Raw genomic sequence first — 16,978 nt, 5'->3', positions numbered from 1 at the left:
GAACCCCTGCCCCGAGCGGCTCGGTCAGGGTCGCCGGAAGATCGTGATGGAGTGGCCGACCTCGTCGATCGGGGTGCTTCCGCGGATCAGCTCGGCCAGGCGGCTGTCGGCCTTGGCGACGGCGGAATCCGAGACGACGAGCAGGCCGCGGACCTCGTCCGGCGGCACGGCGAACGGGTCGGCGGCGTCGATGCCGTAGGAGGACGGCACGCCGCTGCCCTTGTAGACGAGCCAAACCCGCTGACCGGGGTACTCCTGCCGCAGGCGGTCGCCCAGCCGGCCCAGGTCCTGGCCCCAGTCGACGTTGGAGTCGTGCAGCCACCGGTGCGTGTCCGCCGGGCCGCCGAACGCCTCGTTGGCGTACGGCAGGTAGTAGGGGAACGTGCGGAGCGAGCTGACCGCGGAAAACGTGACCAGCGCGGCCAGGGCGACGGGCGCCCAGCGACGGCGGATCACGACCACTCCGGCCGCCGCGACCGCCAGGAACATCGGCAGGAAGACCGCGTACCGGACGCCGAGGTCGCGGCTGCCGGTCATGGCGACGGCCAGCAGCACCGCCGAGGGGACCAGGACGTACGGTGCCGCCGGGCGCAGCCGGGGGACCGCCACCAGCACGACGGCGCCGGCCAGCCACAGTGCCAGCGCGCCGAGCGGCGTCTTCACCAGCAGCGCGGCCGGGAGGTAGTACCAGAGCGAGCCGACGTGGAGCCTGCCGTACAGGAAGGTGGTCCAGACCTGGTCCTCGAAGCCGAACTGGACGCGCATCCCGTCGAGGTACGGCCGGGGGAGCGGCAGCCACTCGGCGAGCGCCCGCAGGCCGTCGACCGGCGGGAGGCCCGGCGGCGCCGTCCACCGCAGCCGGGGATCCACGACGAGGTAGGACGCCCACACCACGGCGACGGCGATCAGCGCCACGCCGGCGGCGGCCGCCGCGCCGAGCCCGAGGTTCCGGACCGTCCTGCGCAGGCCGTCGCCGGAAGCGTGCCGGGCGTGCCAGACCGACAGCACGGCGAGGAGCCCCAGCACGGGGACGGCGGCCAGCGCGCTCATCTTCGTGGCCACGGCCGCGCCGAGAGCCAGCCCGGCGAGGGGCAGGTATCGGGCGGGCCGGCGCCGGGCCCGCCACAGCAGCCAGGCCGACGTCAGGAGGAACCCGGCCATCGGCACGTCCAGGGTGGCCAGGGACCCGTGGGCGATGAGGTCGGGGGAGAACGCGTACAGCGCCAGCGCGGCCAGCCCACCGGCGGAACCGGTCAGGTCGCGCGCGAAGGCGAAGACGACCAGGCCGAACAGCAGCGTCAGCACGATCACCGGCAGCCGGGCGAGCAGCAGCAGCGTGCCCGGATCGTGGCCCGACTCGTACAGCACACGACGGCCGAGCTGGGTCTGGTCGCCGTCGAAGGCGGGGTCGACGTGCACATCGGCGAACGCCAGCCCGGTCGCGATGATCAGCTTGCCCAGCGGCGGGTGCTCCGGGTTGTACCGCAGGCTGTGCTGCTCCAGGGAGAACACGGCGGTGCCCACGTAGACCGGCTCATCGATGGTCGGCGTCTGCTCGACGGCCGTCGTGACCATGGCGATCGCCATCTCGGCGAGCAGCGCGACGACGGCGAGCGCGAACAACCACCGCCGCGACCGGCCTGGCGGGCGTTCAGCTGTCTCGGTGGTCACCGCTTCGGCGCTGGGCGGCCGGCTCGTCAAGAGGGCCAATTCGACGGCCCTTCCTCGGGAGTGATCATTCCCTGAGGACGTCCGGCAAGGCCGATGGTTCGTTTCGCGCCGGTCCGGGCCCGCCGATCGGCCGGCCGCGACCAGCCGCCCGGCGGGCGGTTCCAGCCGGTTCACCGATGCCGTCGGGCGCCCTCGGCATCGAGCATAGAGCCCCGAGGAAGGGAGCACCGATGGAACGCGACGACCATCGCGGCACCGGACCGGCCGGGCCGGCAGAGCCCGGGGACGGCGGCTTCCTGCAGCGGGCCACCGCGGTCGCCGGTGGCTTGTTGCTCGGCGGGCTCACCATGGCTTTCGCGGGCGGCGAAGCGCACCCGGGCTACGGCGAGCCGGTGGGCTTCACCGACGACGACCGGCCGTAGCCGCCGTCGAATGACCACCCCGCCGGCCGACTTCCGCCAGTCCCGAGCTTTCACGTGAAAGCTCGGAGCCCAGGTCGGAGCTTTCACGTGAAAGCTCGGGAGCCAGGTCGGGGCTTTCACCCGCGACGGCTGGCCCTCACCGGCCGCGAAAGACCACCCGACGACCGCCGAAGTCCCCGCTCGGCTGCCGCCGGGATGGGCCGGCGGCGGCTCGCCCCCCACTCCCAGCCGCCGCCGGCGTCCCGCCCCGCCTCTCAGGCACCCCCTCGGCTCGGCGGTGCCGCCGCCGGTGCGGCGCGCCACCCCACCGGCAGCGACCGCGCCCTCGGTTGCTCGCCGGGTACCGCGAAGGTCCGGTCGAACTGCCAGAACGCCTGCGTCGGCGGTTCGGGGACCGGCCGCTGCCGTCCCGCCTGCCGCAACGGCTGAGTCATCGGCTCCGGGTTCGTCCGCGGCGACGGTGCCTTCTGCTCCTTCGTCGGGACGCCTGCGTAGCGCAGCCTGGGCAGCAGCCGCTCCTGCTTCATGATGACGCTGTGCGGGGCGACGTAGGCGTGCTCGCCGATTTCCGCTCCGTACAACGGAACCGTGCCGTGGGACAGGGTCGAATGCGCGCCGACGTACACGTGGTCGATCTTGAGCACGCGGTCCTCGAACGTGTGGGCCTGGAACATCGCGCTGACCGTCGCGCCGTCGCCGAAGTGCAGCATGTCGGGGTCGACGACCTGCGCGAAGCCCTCGCCGAGCACCACGCGCTTGCCGATGTCCATGCCCATGCGGCGCAGGTACAGCGGCAGCATCAGGGTGCCTTCCAGCGCCGACAGCACGCCGCCCGCGATGACACCCCAGGCGACGTACAGGAAGTCCCACCGGCTGCACCAGCACGACCACAGCGGGTGCACACCCGGCTTGACCCGCCCGAGCAGCCCCCACTTCAGCGCGAGGACCATCAGGCACGGCAGGGCCATGGTCGCCAGCGTCACCACGGCGGCGCCCGGGAAGATGAGCACGGCGAGCGGCAGAACGCTTGCGGCGTAAGCGATTCCGGCGAACCAGGCCGTCATGACCACCAGCGGGGCGATCGGCAGCGCGAACCGCAGCCACTCCCAGAACACCCGGGTGACCACCCGCGCGAACGACGGGTCGTGGGTCAGGCTGCGGTCGGTCTCCACGACCTCGCGGCGCGGCAGCAGCATCGGCGGGTGGCCGAACCAGGACGTTCCGGGCAGCATCACGCGGTCGTCGGCCACCGTGCAGACGCCGATCAGGATGTCCGGTGGCAGCCGCTGCCCGCCCGGGATGACGGCGTGGTTGCCGAGGAACGTGTCGTGCCCGAGCCGGACTTTCGCGAGCGTGACCGTGCCCTGCTGGATGCGGGGACCGCCGAGGTAGATGCCGTCGGCGAAGAACGTGTCCGGCCCGATCTCCACCAGTTCCGGGACGACGTCGATGATCGTGCTGATCTCGCAGCCGCGGCCCACCTTCATCCCGGCCCAGCGCAGCCACACCGGCCAGAACAGCCCGCCGGAAAGCCAGTTGCCGGCCGTGGTGACCAGGCCGGTCTTGAGGCTCACCCGGATGTAGGCGGGACTCCAGCGGCTGATGACGCCCGGCTCGATCCGCCCGAGCGCCCGGGCGCAGAACGCCTCGACCCAGACTCCGATCAGCAGCGACAGGCAACTCCCCAGGGCGAGGACGAGCAGGAACCCCGCGTGCGCCCACGGCCGCGTGAACGCCTCCAGCAGAGCCGGATAGGTGACGTCGAAGGCCAGCACCAGCGCGATCATGACGATCGACAGCGGCAGCGCGAACACCCAGGTGAACAGCGCGCGGGCGGCGATGGTGGCGAGCCCGTGCGCGAACGGCGACAGCACGCTGCCGCCGACGACCGGGACGGGCACGCGGGGCGCCGGGCCCGCGTCGTGGGCCGGGACGCCGTCCCAGCGCCGCCCGTCGGGAACGGCGGTCCCGGACGGCAGCGACGACAACGCGGCGAGCCAGGACCCGCGGCCGAGGCGGGTGTTGGGGGACATGCCCGCGCGGACGTCCACGGTGGCCCCGCCGGCGACGGTGATCCGGCCGATCGTGAGGTGCCCCTCGCTCAGCTGCACCAGGCCGAGCTGGGCGTCCTGGCCGATGGTGGCGTCGTCGCCGATGTCGAGCAGGTCCCAGCCGCCATGGACGATGTCGACGCCGCGGTGGATGTGCACGCGCTTGCCGATCCGGGCGCCGAGCCGCCGCAGCGCCATGTTCTGGAACTCGGTGCCGGCGATGGTCCCCCACGGCACGAACCGCAGCAGGTGCCGCACGATCCACAGCCGCAGGTGGAACCCGCTCCAGACCGGGACGCGCATCGGCTCGAACTTGCCGATGAGCAGCCGTTTCGCCCGCACGGCGAGGAACACGGCCACCGGCGTCCAGCCGAAGGCGATCACGACGAGCGCGCTCGGGAGCAGGACGATCAACGGCACCAGGCCGATCCGTTCGGCCAGCCACGGCAGCGCCACGAACACGGCGAACCAGCCGATCGGCGCGGCGATCGCCAGTTCGGCGAACAGCCAGGCCGCCTGCGCCATCGTGATCGAGACGGCGCTGCGGGCCGGGGCGGCGATGGCGTCGATCTCGTCGTGGGTCACCGGGGCGGCCAGCTTCGCCAGTCCGGACACCGTGCGGGCCCGGTAGACGTCCCGGACGGCGATGGCTTCGGTGAGCGGGTTGACGCGCAGCTTCGAGATGAGCATCGCCGCCTGCAGCGAGCTGCCGCCGAGGTCGTCGAAGAAGTCGTCGTCGGCACCGACGTCCGGCGTTTCCAGCACTTCGCGGAGGGCGGCCGCGATGAACTCCTCGGTCTCGTTCCCGGTGGTCTCGCTTCCGGTGGTCGTGGACGCGGTGGTCTTGGCCGCGTGCCGCCGCCCGGTCGCCAGCACCGGCAGGTCGTTGCGGCGCAGCTTGCCGCCCGCGCTGCGCGGCAGGGTCTCCGCCTCGCCGAAGACCGCCGGGATCATGTACGCCGGAAGGGCTTTGCGCAGGTGTTCTTTGAGCGCGGCCGCGTCGGGCATGGCGCCCTCGGGGATCAGGTGCGCGGCGATCACCTGTCCGGCGCCCTCGCCCTGGACCCGGCACGCCGCCTCGCGCACGCCGGGGAACCGGGCCAGGGACGCCTCGATGGCCTCCAGTTCGATCCGGTATCCGCGCAGCTTGACCTGGGAGTCGATGCGGCCGTGGTAGAAGAGCGTGCCGTCCGCCTCGGCGTGCACGAGGTCGCCGGTGCGGTAGAGCCGGCCGAGCCGGGGGTGCCGCGGGAACTTCTCCGCCGTCAGCTCGGGCTTGCCGTGGTAGCCCAGCGCGAGGCCGGCGCCGGTCATGCAGAGCTCGCCGTGCTGCCCCGGCTGGACGGGCTCGAGGTTCTCGTCGAGGACCCAGGCCCGCATGCCCGGCACCGGCTTGCCGATGGCGACCGGCTTCCCGGGTTCGACGTCGGCGCGCAGGCAGGTCACCGTGCACTCGGTCGGCCCGTAGCCGTTGACCATCCGGCGGCCCGGGGCCCAGCGCTCGGCGACGTCGTCGGGCAGGGCTTCCCCGCCGACGTAGAGCAGGCGCAGGTCGGGCAGCTCCCGCCGCGGGTTCTCGCAGGCGGTCGCGCGCAGCAGGGTCGGTGGCGGGCAGAGCACGGTGATCCGCTCGTTCCGCAGCCACGGCACGAGGTCGGGGCCGAGGCGCGCCGTCTCGTCGTCCATCACGACGACGGTGGCGCCGCACGCCCACGCCATCCACGCCTCCTCGACCGAGGAGTCGTACGCGGGCGAAGATCCCTGGGCGACGCGGTCACCGGGCCCGAGCCCGAACTCGGCGACGTCCGAGCGGATCAGGTTCACCACGCCCTGGTGCCCGACGAGCACGCCCTTCGGCTTGCCCGTGGTGCCCGAGGTGTAGATGACGTAAGCCAGTCCCGGCGGCGCCGCGGGCGTAATGACAACCGGGGCTTCGCCCCAGGCCGGGGGCTCCGCCACCCGGAGCCCCCGAAAAGCGGCCGAGACCGGCCGGGCAGCGGGTTCGGCCGGGCCGTCGACGCGCTGCACCGCGCCGGTGTATCCGGCCCGCGCCGCCCGTTCCTGCCCGGCCCGGTCGGTGACGAGCAGCGCGGGCCCGGCGTCGGCGAGGATGTGGGCCAGCTGCTCGTCGGGGAACGACGGGTCGACGCAGACGTACGCCGAACCGGCCCGCAGCACGCCGAGCTGCGCGAGGTAGAGGTCCTCGGTCGTGCGGGACAGCAGGATCGCGACGATCCCCGGCCGCCGCACCGCCTGCTGGACCACGCGGGCGGCGGCCGAGGACCGCCGGAGCAGCTCGCGGTAGGTGACGGTGCGCCGCGGCCGGCCGCCGGACGGCGGGACGTCGAGGGCGATCGCGTCCGGCCGGCGCCGGGCCGACTGCTCGAAGAAGTGGTGCAGGAGTGCCGGCCCGGCGGAGCCCCGGGCCGGCACGTCCGGCTGGAACGCTTCGCTCACCCCTCACGCCCCGACGGGTTCGGCGAGCCGGCCGTCGAGCACGGCCAGCAGGTACGGCGAGAGCAGCGCGCGCAACGCCTCGCGCCGCTCCGTGGGCAGGTACCGGAAGCCCTGGATGACACCGTCGCAGCGGTCGCCGCCGCACTGGCAGGTGAAGGGCTCGGCCATGTCGTACTCGGTGGTGGCGTAGTGGAAGGTGATCTCCGACCACGCCGGGATCGGGCGCAGGCTGAACACCGACCGGTCGCGGATGACCGCGGTCGGCTCGCAGGCGTGGTTCATGAACCGCCAGGAGTAGCGGTCCAGCACCGCTTCGAGCGGGCAGTCCGCGGGCATGTCGATGTGGTGGCCGGCGTCGAGCTGGACCGTGTAGCGCGTCGGCGTCACCGTGACTTCGCCTTCGAGGGTGAACAGCAGCGTGCGAGCCGGCACGGCCTGGTTGGTGACCAGCCGGTACTCGCCGTCGTTGCGGACGACGGCGGCGCGGCGCTCGGTGACGACTGTGGACTCGGTCATTCGTGATCTCCTCAGTGGGTGGCTGACCGGGGCACGGCTGCGCGGTGCCGCGGGGTTCACGCTCGCTCGCGAGCGTTCTCAGCGCGTTCTCAACGAACTTCTGCTACGGCTGGGAGCCGGTTCGCGGCAGGCCGGAGACCCGTGCGGCGCGGGACATCCCCCGCGCGCCGCACGGGTCGGGCCGCGCTGAAAAGCGCGGTCCGCGGCCTCAGCCGCCGATCCGGGCACCGACCGCGGCGAGCGCGGCGGTCACCGGCTGGAAGAACGTCACCCCGCCGGTCCGGCAGTTGCCCGAGCCGCCCGAGGTCAGGCCGATCGCGCTGCCGTCGCGGGTGAACAGCGGCCCGCCGCTGTCCCCGCCTTCGGCGCACACGGTGGTCTGGATCAGGCCGGTGACCCGGCCTTCGGGGTAGTTCACCGTGGCGTTCAGGGCGGTGACCCGGCCCTGGTGCAGCCCGGTCGTGCTGCCCATCCGGAGCACCTGCTGGTTCACCCGCGCCGCGGCGGCCCGGGTGATGGTCACCGTCCGGCCCCCGCCGGTGTCGACGACACTGGGGGCGTCGGTCGCGGTGTCGTTGTAGGTGAGCAGGGAGAAGTCGCCGTTGCCGGGGAACGTCGCCTGCCGGACGGTGGCGACCGGCCGCCCGCCCTGCGTCAGCGACCACTGCCGGCCGGCGGCGGCGCAGTGGCCGGCGGTCAGGATGCCGGGGTTCCCGTTGCCGGTGGTGACGTTGAAGCCGAGGGAACATCGGGCCCGGCCGGTGAAGATCGCGTCGCCACCCTCGGCGAACAGGCTGAGCACCCCGGGTGTCCGTTCGACCCGGACGGGCTGTCCGCGGGTCGCCGCCATCAGCCGGTCCCACTTCTCGCCCTGCACGGTGCTGTCGGCCGTGACGACCGTTTCGCCGGTCCGCGCGTCGACCGCCCACGCGGTGCCGGTGATGGCGCGCGCGGCCGAGTCCGTGCCGGCGGCGTCCGCCTGCGGCAGCGCGACGGCGGCGGTGCCGGCCGCCACGACGGCGGCGGCCGCCATCAGGATCTTGCCTCTGCTCAACTTCCGGTGCCGGGAACGCACTTCGCTGACCTCCGTGGTCGGTGATCGGGGCTCTCACCTCGATCCACGGACCGCCCCGCCGGTGCGTTCAGGGCGCCGGCGTTCCCGAGACCATCGGCTCGTGTCAAGACCCCGATCGTCTCGGCTCAGCCCGCCGGCAGGATGCCCGCCTCGTGCGCGACGATCGCGGCCTGCACCCGGTTGTCGCGGCCCAGCTTCCCGAGGATCCGGCTGACGTAGGTCTTCACGGTGCCCTCGCCCATGAACAGCTGCCGCGCGATCTCGGCGTTCGACATCCCGAGCCCGACGCCGACCAGCACCTCGTGTTCCCGTGCCGTCAACGTGCCCACCAGCCGGCGTGCCTCGCCGTCGTCGGTGACGACGTAGGTGTCGATGAGGTCCTTGGCGATGCGCGGGGACAGGACGGCACCCCCGCGGGCGGCGGCCCGCACCGCCTGGATGAGCTCCTGCGGCCCGGTGTCCTTGAGGACGAACCCGGCCGCGCCGGCCCGCAGCGCGCGCGAAACGTAGCCCGGCTCGCCGAACGTCGTCAGCATGACGACCTTGAGCGCCGGTGCCCGCCGGGCCAGCTGCTCGGCCGCGGTCAGCCCGTCGACACCGGGCATGCGGATGTCCAGGAGAGCGACGTCGAGCGCGAGTCGGCAGGCCAGGTCGACGGCTTCGCCGCCGTCCCCGGCCTCGGCGACGACCTCGATGTCGTCGGCGTGCCGCAGGACGAGCCGGATTCCGGCCCGCAGCAGGTGTTCGTCGTCGGCGAGCAGCACGCGGATGCGGTCCACGGCGTCAGGCCCGCGGCAGGGTGAACCGGGCCTTGTCGACCAGGAGGTCCGAGCGGAAGCAGTAGCGTTCGATCATCGATGTGCCGTCCTCGGTGAAGGTGAGGGAATAGGAGCAGTCCGAGCCGGTGGGCGCGGGCGGTTCGGCGCCGCGCGCGGCCCGGCGGGCCACGGGATCGTCTTCGCCCGCGAGATCGGCGACCCGCGCGCGGGGGCTGCCGAGGCCGAGCGAGCCGAACGGATCGCCCACGCCGTCGAACGGCACCATGCCGAACACGAACACGACGATCGCGGCCACCCCGGCCAGACCGGTGGCCAGCACGACGGACATACCGAGCCGGGCCCACCGGTCGTCGGGCTGCGCGTCGGTCCCGGGCGCCGGTGCGGGGGTGGTGATGGCCGCGGGCAGCTCGGCGGTGATCCGGAAGCCGCCGCCGGGCACCGGGCCCGCCCGGAAGGTGCCGCCCAGCAACCGGACCCGTTCTTCGACGCCGACCAGGCCGAGGCCGGAGGCGGGCGGGTTGGTGTCGCCGCGCCCCTCGCCGGTGACGCCGGCCAGACCGCGGCCGGAGCCTGGCGAACCGGTCTCGCTGCGCCGGATGCGGTCCGGGATCGCGGTCAGGACGGGACCGGAGTCTGGCGAGCCGGTGCCGCTGCTGCTGCGCCGGATGCGGTTCGCGATTCCGGTCAGGACGGGGCCGATGCCTGGCGAGCCGGTGCCGCTGCGCCGGATCGGGCCGGGGGCGCCGGTCAGGTCGGGGCCGGAGTCTGCCGGGCTGGTGTCGCTGCTGCTGTGCCGGATGCGGTCGGGGACCCCGGTCAGGCCGCGGCGGGAATCCGGTGCGTCGCTGCCGCCGCTGCCCCGGCTCCGGTCCGGAACCCCGGCCAGGCCGGGGTCCGAGCCCGCCGGGCCGACCCCGCCGCGTCCGTCGTCGGTGACGCTGACCCGGATGCGGTCCGGCCCGCGCTCCACGACCACCTCCGCCCGGGCGCCGGCGGCGTGCCGGCAGGCGTTGGTCAGGCCCTCCCGGACGATCCGGTGCACCGCCTGCCGGGTCGGTGGTGCCGTGTCCGTCAGATCCGGGCCGTGCCAGGTCAGGTCGATCTCGACGCCGGCCGTCCTGGCCTGCCGGACCAGCTCCTGGACGTCCGATCGGGTGCCGGTCCGGTCCGCCGGCCGCGTCAGGTCGGCTTCGCCTTGGCGCAGGATGCCGAGCGTCGCGCGCAGCTCGTCCATCGCGGTCTGGACGGTGCCGCGGATGAGCCGGGCGGGCTCGGTGGTCTCGGCCGGCTGCGCCGCGTCGAGCTCGAGGCTGCCGGCGTAGAGCGAGATGAGGCTGAGCCGGTGCCCGAGGAGGTCGTGCATCTCCTGCGCGATCCGGGACCGCTCCTGCAGCCGGGCGGCCGACGCCGCGAACCGCGTCTGCTGCCGCAATGCGACCAGCAGCCGTTCCCGCTGGGCCAGCAGCACCTGCACCACGACCGGGCCGAGGACGCAGACCACCGCCACGACCCCGTAGTCGGCGAGCGCGGTCTGCCACTGGAAATCCGACCCCGCCAGCCCGACGGCGAACGGCGTGGCCGCGGCCACGGCCAGTGCCCCACAGCGCCACCGGAGGGACCGCGTGCGCGCGGCCACGCCGTACGCCGTCAGGGCGAGCGTGACCCCGGCGGCCGGGTACCACCCCACCAGCAGTGCCCCGGCGAGCAGCGCGAGCACCGGAAACCGGCGGCGGGCAGCCGCGGCCAGCATTGCCGCGCCGGCGACGAGGACGCCGACGCCGGGCCGTTCGCACGGCGCGGGACTCCAGGTCACGGTGATGTACTGCGTGGCGAAGTACGTGACCCCGCCGGCGAACGCGAGCACGGCCAGCTCCCGGCCGCAGACCCCGGCCCGCGAGGCGAGCCGAGGTGCCACCGAGACGGCGAATCCGGTCATACCCGTTCCACGTACCGCGCCCCCTCGCCGGTTCGGGTGGGTCGTGAGTGAGAAACCGGTTTGGAAGACCGTTTTCACTCACGACCGACCCGGCCGAGGCCGCCGCCGGTCACACGCGCTGAAGCAGAAACCGCTGGTTGGCGGCGCCGGTCACCGTCCACTGCGAGATGCGGGCGCCGTCGGCGGTCGAGGCGCTCCAGACGTCCATGGCGAGGCCGCTCGCCCGGTTGACCAGGCTCACGACGCCGCCGCCCTGGTCGGTCACCCGCCACTGCTGGGTTGCCGCGCCGCTGTCGGGTTGCTGGGTGATGTCGGCGCCGGTGCTCGTGGACGCCACCTGGAGAACCAGGCCGCTGCCGCGCGACCGGATGCGGTGGAAGCCACCGTCGGAGGGCAGGAAGTCGAACTGCTGGTTGAGCCCGCCGGTCGCCTGCCACTGGATCAAGGCCGCCCCGGCCGCGGTCGAGCCGCCGCTGATGTCGGCCTGCTTGCCGCTGTGCTGGGCGACGAGCCGGTAGTTCACCCCCGGTTGCACCACCGGCGGCGGCCCGCCGGTGGAAGTCGCGCGGTAGGTGTGGCCCGCCTGGCCGGCGAAGCTCACCAAGTCGGTCTCGACGGAGACCGGCTGGACAGCGGCGCCGGTCGTGGTGTCGAGCAGCGCGTACTCCGCGGTGAACATCCGGCTGCGGACCTTGACGTCGCCGTCGCGGTCGGGCGTGATGGTCAGCTGCGTCGCCGAGCCGCCGCTCCAGGCCGCGCCGACGGTGTAGCCGCCACGGCCGCGCAGGCCCGTGACGCTCCCGGACGGCCAGGACGAGGCAACGCGGGGAGCACGTGGAGCTCGCCGTTGTGGCTGTGCAGCAGCATCTCGGCGATGCCGGACGTCGCGCCGAAGTTGCCGTCGATCTGGAACGGCGGGTGCAGGTCGAACATGTTGGGCGCCAGCCGGTCCGTCCGCACCAGGAGCCGGAGCAGGTCGTGCGCCTTGCCGCCGTCCTCCATACGCGCCCAGTAGTTGATCTTCCAGGCCAGCGACCAGCCGGTGCCGTCGTCGCCGCGCAGCTCGAGCGTCCGGCGGGCCGCGGTGAACAGCTGGGGCGTGCCGCGCTTGCTGATCTGGTTGCTGGGATACAGGCCGTACAGGTGGGAGATGTGCCGGTGGTTCTGCTCGGTCTCCACCCAGTCGTAGAGCCATTCCTGGATGTTCCCGCGCGAGCCGACCTTCATCGGCGCCAGCCGCTGCCGGGCCGCCTTGACCTGGTCGGCGAAGGCGGCGTCCACGCCCAGCACCTGGCACGCGCCGGCGCAGCCGTCGAACAGGTCGCGCAGGATCTGCATGTCCATCGTGGGGCCGGCGCACACCGACGCGTTCGCGTGGTGGTTGAGTTCCGGCGAGTTGGCCGGGTTGGTGACCAGGTAGCCCAGGGACGGTTCGGTGACCAGGGTGTCGAGGAAGAACTGGGCGGCACCCTTCAGCAACGGATACCGCGAGCGCAGGAAGTTGACATCGCCGGTGAACCGGTAGTGGTCCCAGATCATGGTGGCGAGCCAGGCGCCCCCGGTCTGCCACATGCCGGCCTGCGCGAAGTCCACAATGGACGATCCGCGCCAGCCGTCGGTGTTGTGGTGGGTGACCCAGCCGCGGGCGCCGTACTCGACCTGCGCGGTGCGGGCGCCGGTGACCGCGAGGTCGGCGATCATGCCGAACACCGGCTCGTAGCACTCGGCGAGGTTCGTCACGTCGGCCGGCCAGTAGTTCATCGGCAGGTTGGCGTTGAGCGTGTACTTCGACTCCCACGAAGGGTTCATCTGGTCGTTCCAGATGCCCTGCAGATTGGCCGGCTGGGTGCCCGGCCGCGACGACGAGATCAGCAGGTAGCGGCCGAACTGGAAGAGCAGGGCGGAGAACTGCGGGTCGTCGACGGTGTTGTGCCGGGCGATCCGGACGTCGGTCGGCTGGTCGGCCGCCGCGGTGCGGCCGAGGTCGAGCGTGGTGCGCCCGAACAGCTTCTGGTAGTCGGCGACGTGCCGGCCGCGCAGCGAGTCGTAGGACAGCACCCGGGCGGCGCTCAGCCGGGCGCGGGCGATGCCCTGGTAGTCCCCGTTCACCGTCCGGTAGTCGACGTAGCTGGTGCCGACCGAGATCAGCAGCGTGACGGCGTCGGCACCGGAGACCCGCAGCGTGCCGCCGGAACTGCTGGTGGTCCCGCCTTCGGCGACGGCGTCGGCGAGCGCGAGGAACCGGACCGAACCGGCGATCCCGCGGCTGTCCGCGGAAATCCCGTCCAGCGCGATGGCCGTACCGCCGGGGCTGGACGTCGTCGCCCGCTGCGGGGTGGCCAGTGACGCGGAGAACGAGATCGAGCCGGGTGTCTCGGCCGTCAGCCGCACGACGATCACCTGGTCCACCGCGCTGGCGAACGCTTCCCGCCGGTACCGCACGTTGTTCGCGACGTAGGTGACGACCGTCGTCGCCGTGGTCAGGTCGAGCCAGCGCTGGTAGGAAGAAGCGCTTCCGCCGGGGAGGGCGAGGCTGAGGGTGCCGACGGGCTGGTACGGCTGCTGGGCGGCCGGCGTCCCGAGCATCTTCTGGTCGATCAGCGACTGCGCCTGCGTCCACTGGTTGGCGAACACCAACTGCCGGATCTGCGCCAGTGCCCCCGCGCCCTGGGTGTTGCTGTAGTCGTGCGGGCCGCCCGCCCAGACCGTGTCCTCGTTGAGCTGCAGGCGTTCGGTGTCGGTGTTGCCGAACACCATGGCGCCCAGCCTGCCGTTGCCGATCGGCAACGCGCGCAGCCACTCGGTGCCCGCCTGCTTGTCGTACCACAGGGCGAGGTCGTTCACCGCGCGGACGTCCGCGGGCGCGGCCGACCCGGCCCGGGCGGTCGCCGTCCACGCGAGGGGCACCAGCGCGGCGCCGAGCCGGATCGCCTGCCGCCGGGTCAGGTCGGGCATCGTCGTCCTCCGATCGACAGCGGGCGAAAGCGCCCCAATGTGGCGTTGGTTGCGTCCAACGCACCCAATGTGGCGTTCGGTGCGTCAGACGCACCGAACGCCACATTGGGTGCGTTGGACGCAACCAACGCCACATTGGGGCGCTTCGGGCTAGAAGCCGAATGCCGTGCAGGTTGCCGTCGCCGTCTTCGATGGGTCGCTCACCGAGGTCGCCGTCAGCTTCACCCGGGCCGTCAGGTCACCTCCCGCGCTGCGCTTCGCGTACGCCGGGACCTTCGCGTGGCCGCCGAACTTCGCCGTGGCCAGCTCGTTCGGGAGGCGGACCTGCCAGCCTCGGGCGTCCGTCGACACGCTCAGCCGGTACGTGTCCGTGTCGTACGGTGCCTGCGCTCCCCGGGCCGAACCCGTGTTGAGCAGGCCGAAGTCGCACGTTGCGAGGCCGCCGCGGGCGATCGACGGCAGGGCCGGTGTCAGTGCCGCGCCGCGGGCCTGGCTGCCCGCGCCGTCCAGCGAGGCCACCGTCACCGTGTACGACAGGATTCCCCGGCGGTCCCGGGCCAGGTCGGTGATCAGGAACCGCAGGCGGTTCGCCTGGTCGGTGTACTCGTACGGGCTCGACGCCTCCGTGCCCGCCTTGAACAGGGCGTCGTTGAGCTGGCGGTAGTCGCCGATGGTGATCTTCACCGGCGTGCCGTCCGCCTTCGTGTAGTCGGTGATGCCGATGTCCTGCGGGTTCGCGTCGATCACCCACTCGAAGGGCGCGTTGTCCTTGTTCTTGGTCTTCGCGATCAGCACCCCGGAGTCCGGGGCGAACGAGTCCGCGCCCATCCGGTCGACGACCTCGACGGTGTAGTTGTCGTAGCCGCCGCCGTCGCAGAACGGGTCCGTCGCCCGGTCGCACTTCGGGCTCTTGTCGCCGCCGGTCAGCTTGATGTTCAGCCCGGTGAACGCGCCGGGCTGCGCGTCGGCCTCACGAGCCGTGATGCGGGCCGACACGGGACCGGACGAGGCCAGTGTGTTCCGGTCGAGCTGCAGGACGTCGGCGGGGTCGACGATGCCGAGCTTCATCTTGTTGCGCAGCATGTGCTGGGCACCCATCGAGCTGCCCTGCGTCGCCGGGATCTGCCAGCGCGTGTGCGGCCCGCCCGGCCCGTTGAACGTGCCGCGCGAGAGCATCTCCCACGCGCCGGAGTAGTCGCGCCACGGCGGGATGCCGAACGGGTTGTTGTAGTTGTCGCCGATGCCCAGGATGTGGCTGAACTCGTGGGCGTAGGTCGACTGGCCGGAGCTTTCGGCCTGCACCGAGCTGCCGTCCTGCGCGTTCGGCCAGATGCTGGCGGCCGAGGCCCACGACGTCCACGGTACGTACCGGGTGGCCGCGTAGTTGGGCAGGTCGTGGTTCGGCGGGCCGAAGCTGTCGGGCACGTTCTCCTTCGTGCCGAACTTCATTTCGCCGAACTCCTGCCAGGTCGAGCTCTCGTCCTGGCCGGCGGAGAGGTAGAAGACGAAGTCGAACTGCTTCGCGGTGTCACCGACGTCGGCGCGCCAGGCGTCCCCGGCGTCCTTTCGGATGTCGCGGGTGCAGTTCGCGCCGGGCGGGCAGGCGTTCGGCTGGAACTCCATGCCGTACTCGTAGGACTTGCCGGGCATCCGGTACGGCCCGAACGCGGTCAGCTGCACGCCGAACCGGCCGCCCGAGTCCTCCATCCAGTACTCGTTGATGGTGTGGCCGTTGTTGAGGGCTTCGGGCTTGTTGAGGAAGTCCTGGTAGTACCGCGCGACCTGGGCCCGCGGGATGTTCGCGGCGGCGGGGCCGGGGTTGCCGAAGATGGTCGACTTCGCCGGCTTCGTGACGACGAAGTCCTGGTCGGGGTAGTCGGCGAGGACGACGGCGCCCTTGAAGGTGCGCTGGGTGGGCCTGAGGTTCGGGTCGGCCCAGTTCGTGCCGGGGACCTTGCGGTAGTCGGACCAGGTCATGTGGTCCTGGTTCTCCCAGTGCGCGGCGTCGATCGGGGCGGGCCAGCCACGGGTGAGCGGTTCCGCCGCGGCGGTGCCGGTGCCGAGCCCGGACAGGACGGCGACGGCGGCGAGCAGGGCGAGCGCTTTCGGGGTTCTGGGGCGCATCTGCGGCTCCTTCACTGGGAACCCGCGGGGGTTGGTGGTTCCCGAAGATCGACCGTATTGAGCCCCGCTGTCGTGGTTCTGCCTCGCGGCGAGGTTTACCCGCTTGCCCCACGACGAAAGTCTGGCCGCCCATCGCCGAGCGCTGTGGACAACTCCGGCCGCGCGCACCGGGGAGTGCCGGAAACTGTCGGTGGTCGCCGGTAGCGTGGAAGACGGGGGCGCCCCCAAGGCGGCCCGTGCAGGCCGAGCCGGTGCGGGCCACGTGGCCGCGCGGGTGTGACGCGGCGAACGCCCGCCGGCGCCCGCGGACTACGCTTGGCCCCCATGAGCGTGGTCTACGACTGCAGCAAGCGGGAGACCCGGGCCGACGGGCTGGCCGCCGCCGCGGGTGCGGTGCGGTCGAGCAGGCTGGTCGTCCTGCCGACCGACACGGTCTACGGCATCGGCGCCGACGCGTTCGACGCGGGCGCCGTCCAGGCGCTGCTGCGCGCGAAGAACCGCGGCCCCGACATGCCGGTCGGCGTGCTCGTCGGCTCCTGGTCCACTGTGGACGGTCTGGTGCTCGGCGTGCCGCCGCAGGCCCGTGCCCTCATCGAAGCCTTCTGGCCCGGCGACCTGTCGATCGTGCTGCCGCACGCGCCGAGCCTGCAGTGGAACCTCGGCGACGCCCGCGGCACCGTGATGCTCCGGATGCCGCTGCACCCGGTGGCGCTGGAACTGCTGCGCGACGTCGGGCCGATGGCCGTCTCGAGCGCGAACGTCTCCGGCCGCCCGCCGGCCAGCACCGCGCAGGAGGCGCAGGACCAGCTCGGCGACTCCGTCGCGGTGTACCTCGACGGCGGTTCGAGCGGCGAGCCCGTCGCCTCGACCATTGTGGACCTCACGGGCACCGAGCCGGTGGTGCTGCGCGAGGGTTCGGTCGCGAAGACGGCGGTCGCGGAGGTGCTCGGTGTGCCCGCGGAATCGTTGGCCTGAAGCCGGATCACGGCGTT

11 protein-coding genes are annotated in these 16,978 nt (G+C 72.8%); 2 read left to right on the top strand and 9 right to left on the bottom strand.

Going from position 1 to position 16,978, the window contains the following annotated elements:
* Positions 1 to 24: 24 nt before the first annotated feature.
* Entirely contained in the window at positions 25 to 1,671 is a 1,647-nt protein-coding gene (locus tag AB0G28_RS18620; protein WP_361089789.1) for a phospholipid carrier-dependent glycosyltransferase, read from the bottom strand.
* A gap of 230 nt (positions 1,672 to 1,901) precedes the next feature.
* Between AB0G28_RS18620 and AB0G28_RS18615 the strand changes: the two genes are divergently transcribed.
* The gene (locus tag AB0G28_RS18615) at positions 1,902 to 2,093 is read left to right on the top strand and encodes a hypothetical protein (RefSeq protein ID WP_361089787.1); all 192 of its coding nucleotides are present in this window, start codon (positions 1,902 to 1,904) and stop codon (positions 2,091 to 2,093) included.
* A gap of 254 nt (positions 2,094 to 2,347) precedes the next feature.
* On the opposite strand, the gene AB0G28_RS18610 is transcribed toward AB0G28_RS18615, so the two are convergent.
* The 8 genes from AB0G28_RS18610 to AB0G28_RS18575 form a co-directional block, all read right to left on the bottom strand.
* Positions 2,348 to 6,601: an amino acid adenylation domain-containing protein gene (locus AB0G28_RS18610; RefSeq protein ID WP_361089785.1), complete on the bottom strand. Its 4,254-nt coding sequence runs from the start codon at positions 6,599 to 6,601 to the stop codon at positions 2,348 to 2,350.
* Positions 6,602 to 6,604: 3 nt separating this feature from the next.
* The gene (locus tag AB0G28_RS18605; protein WP_361089783.1) at positions 6,605 to 7,117 is read right to left on the bottom strand and encodes an SET domain-containing protein-lysine N-methyltransferase; all 513 of its coding nucleotides are present in this window, start codon (positions 7,115 to 7,117) and stop codon (positions 6,605 to 6,607) included.
* Positions 7,118 to 7,325: 208 nt separating this feature from the next.
* On the bottom strand, positions 7,326 to 8,171 hold the full coding sequence (locus AB0G28_RS18600; protein WP_361089781.1) for a S1 family peptidase: 846 nt from the start codon (positions 8,169 to 8,171) through the stop codon (positions 7,326 to 7,328).
* A gap of 146 nt (positions 8,172 to 8,317) precedes the next feature.
* Entirely contained in the window at positions 8,318 to 8,971 is a 654-nt protein-coding gene (locus AB0G28_RS18595; protein WP_361089779.1) for a response regulator transcription factor, read from the bottom strand.
* Positions 8,972 to 8,975: 4 nt separating this feature from the next.
* Entirely contained in the window at positions 8,976 to 10,907 is a 1,932-nt protein-coding gene (locus tag AB0G28_RS18590) for a histidine kinase (protein WP_361089777.1), read from the bottom strand.
* A gap of 109 nt (positions 10,908 to 11,016) precedes the next feature.
* Entirely contained in the window at positions 11,017 to 11,694 is a 678-nt protein-coding gene (locus AB0G28_RS18585) for an RICIN domain-containing protein (RefSeq protein ID WP_361089865.1), read from the bottom strand.
* A complete protein-coding gene (locus AB0G28_RS18580) occupies positions 11,631 to 13,862 on the bottom strand; it encodes a glycoside hydrolase family 95 protein (RefSeq protein WP_361089775.1) in 2,232 nt (743 codons plus the stop codon). The genes AB0G28_RS18585 and AB0G28_RS18580 overlap by 64 nt, the downstream gene beginning before the upstream one ends.
* A gap of 150 nt (positions 13,863 to 14,012) precedes the next feature.
* Complete coding sequence (locus tag AB0G28_RS18575) at positions 14,013 to 15,986, bottom strand: M6 family metalloprotease domain-containing protein (protein ID WP_361089773.1); 1,974 nt, start codon at positions 15,984 to 15,986, stop codon at positions 14,013 to 14,015.
* 324 nt (positions 15,987 to 16,310) lie between these two features.
* On the opposite strand from AB0G28_RS18575, the gene AB0G28_RS18570 reads away from it, so the two are divergent.
* Entirely contained in the window at positions 16,311 to 16,961 is a 651-nt protein-coding gene (locus AB0G28_RS18570) for an L-threonylcarbamoyladenylate synthase (protein ID WP_361089771.1), read from the top strand.
* The last annotated feature ends 17 nt before the right edge of the window (positions 16,962 to 16,978 follow it).

The sequence above is a fragment of the Amycolatopsis sp. NPDC021455 genome (genome assembly GCF_040640995.1).
Classification (GTDB): domain Bacteria; phylum Actinomycetota; class Actinomycetes; order Mycobacteriales; family Pseudonocardiaceae; genus Amycolatopsis.
The sequence above is the reverse complement of the archived record's forward strand: the minus strand, read 5'-3'. Positions and strand labels throughout refer to the sequence as shown.

Excerpts from the sequence above, each read along its gene's own strand:
- AB0G28_RS18590 (WP_361089777.1), bottom strand. The coding sequence starts at position 10,907 with ATGACCGGATTCGCCGTCTCGGTGGCACCTCGGCTCGCCTCGCGGGCC.
- AB0G28_RS18570 (WP_361089771.1), top strand. The coding sequence starts at position 16,311 with ATGAGCGTGGTCTACGACTGCAGCAAGCGGGAGACCCGGGCCGACGGG.
- AB0G28_RS18580 (WP_361089775.1), bottom strand. The coding sequence starts at position 13,862 with ATGCCCGACCTGACCCGGCGGCAGGCGATCCGGCTCGGCGCCGCGCTG.
- AB0G28_RS18605 (WP_361089783.1), bottom strand. The coding sequence starts at position 7,117 with ATGACCGAGTCCACAGTCGTCACCGAGCGCCGCGCCGCCGTCGTCCGC.
- AB0G28_RS18575 (WP_361089773.1), bottom strand. The coding sequence starts at position 15,986 with ATGCGCCCCAGAACCCCGAAAGCGCTCGCCCTGCTCGCCGCCGTCGCC.
- AB0G28_RS18615 (WP_361089787.1), top strand. The coding sequence starts at position 1,902 with ATGGAACGCGACGACCATCGCGGCACCGGACCGGCCGGGCCGGCAGAG.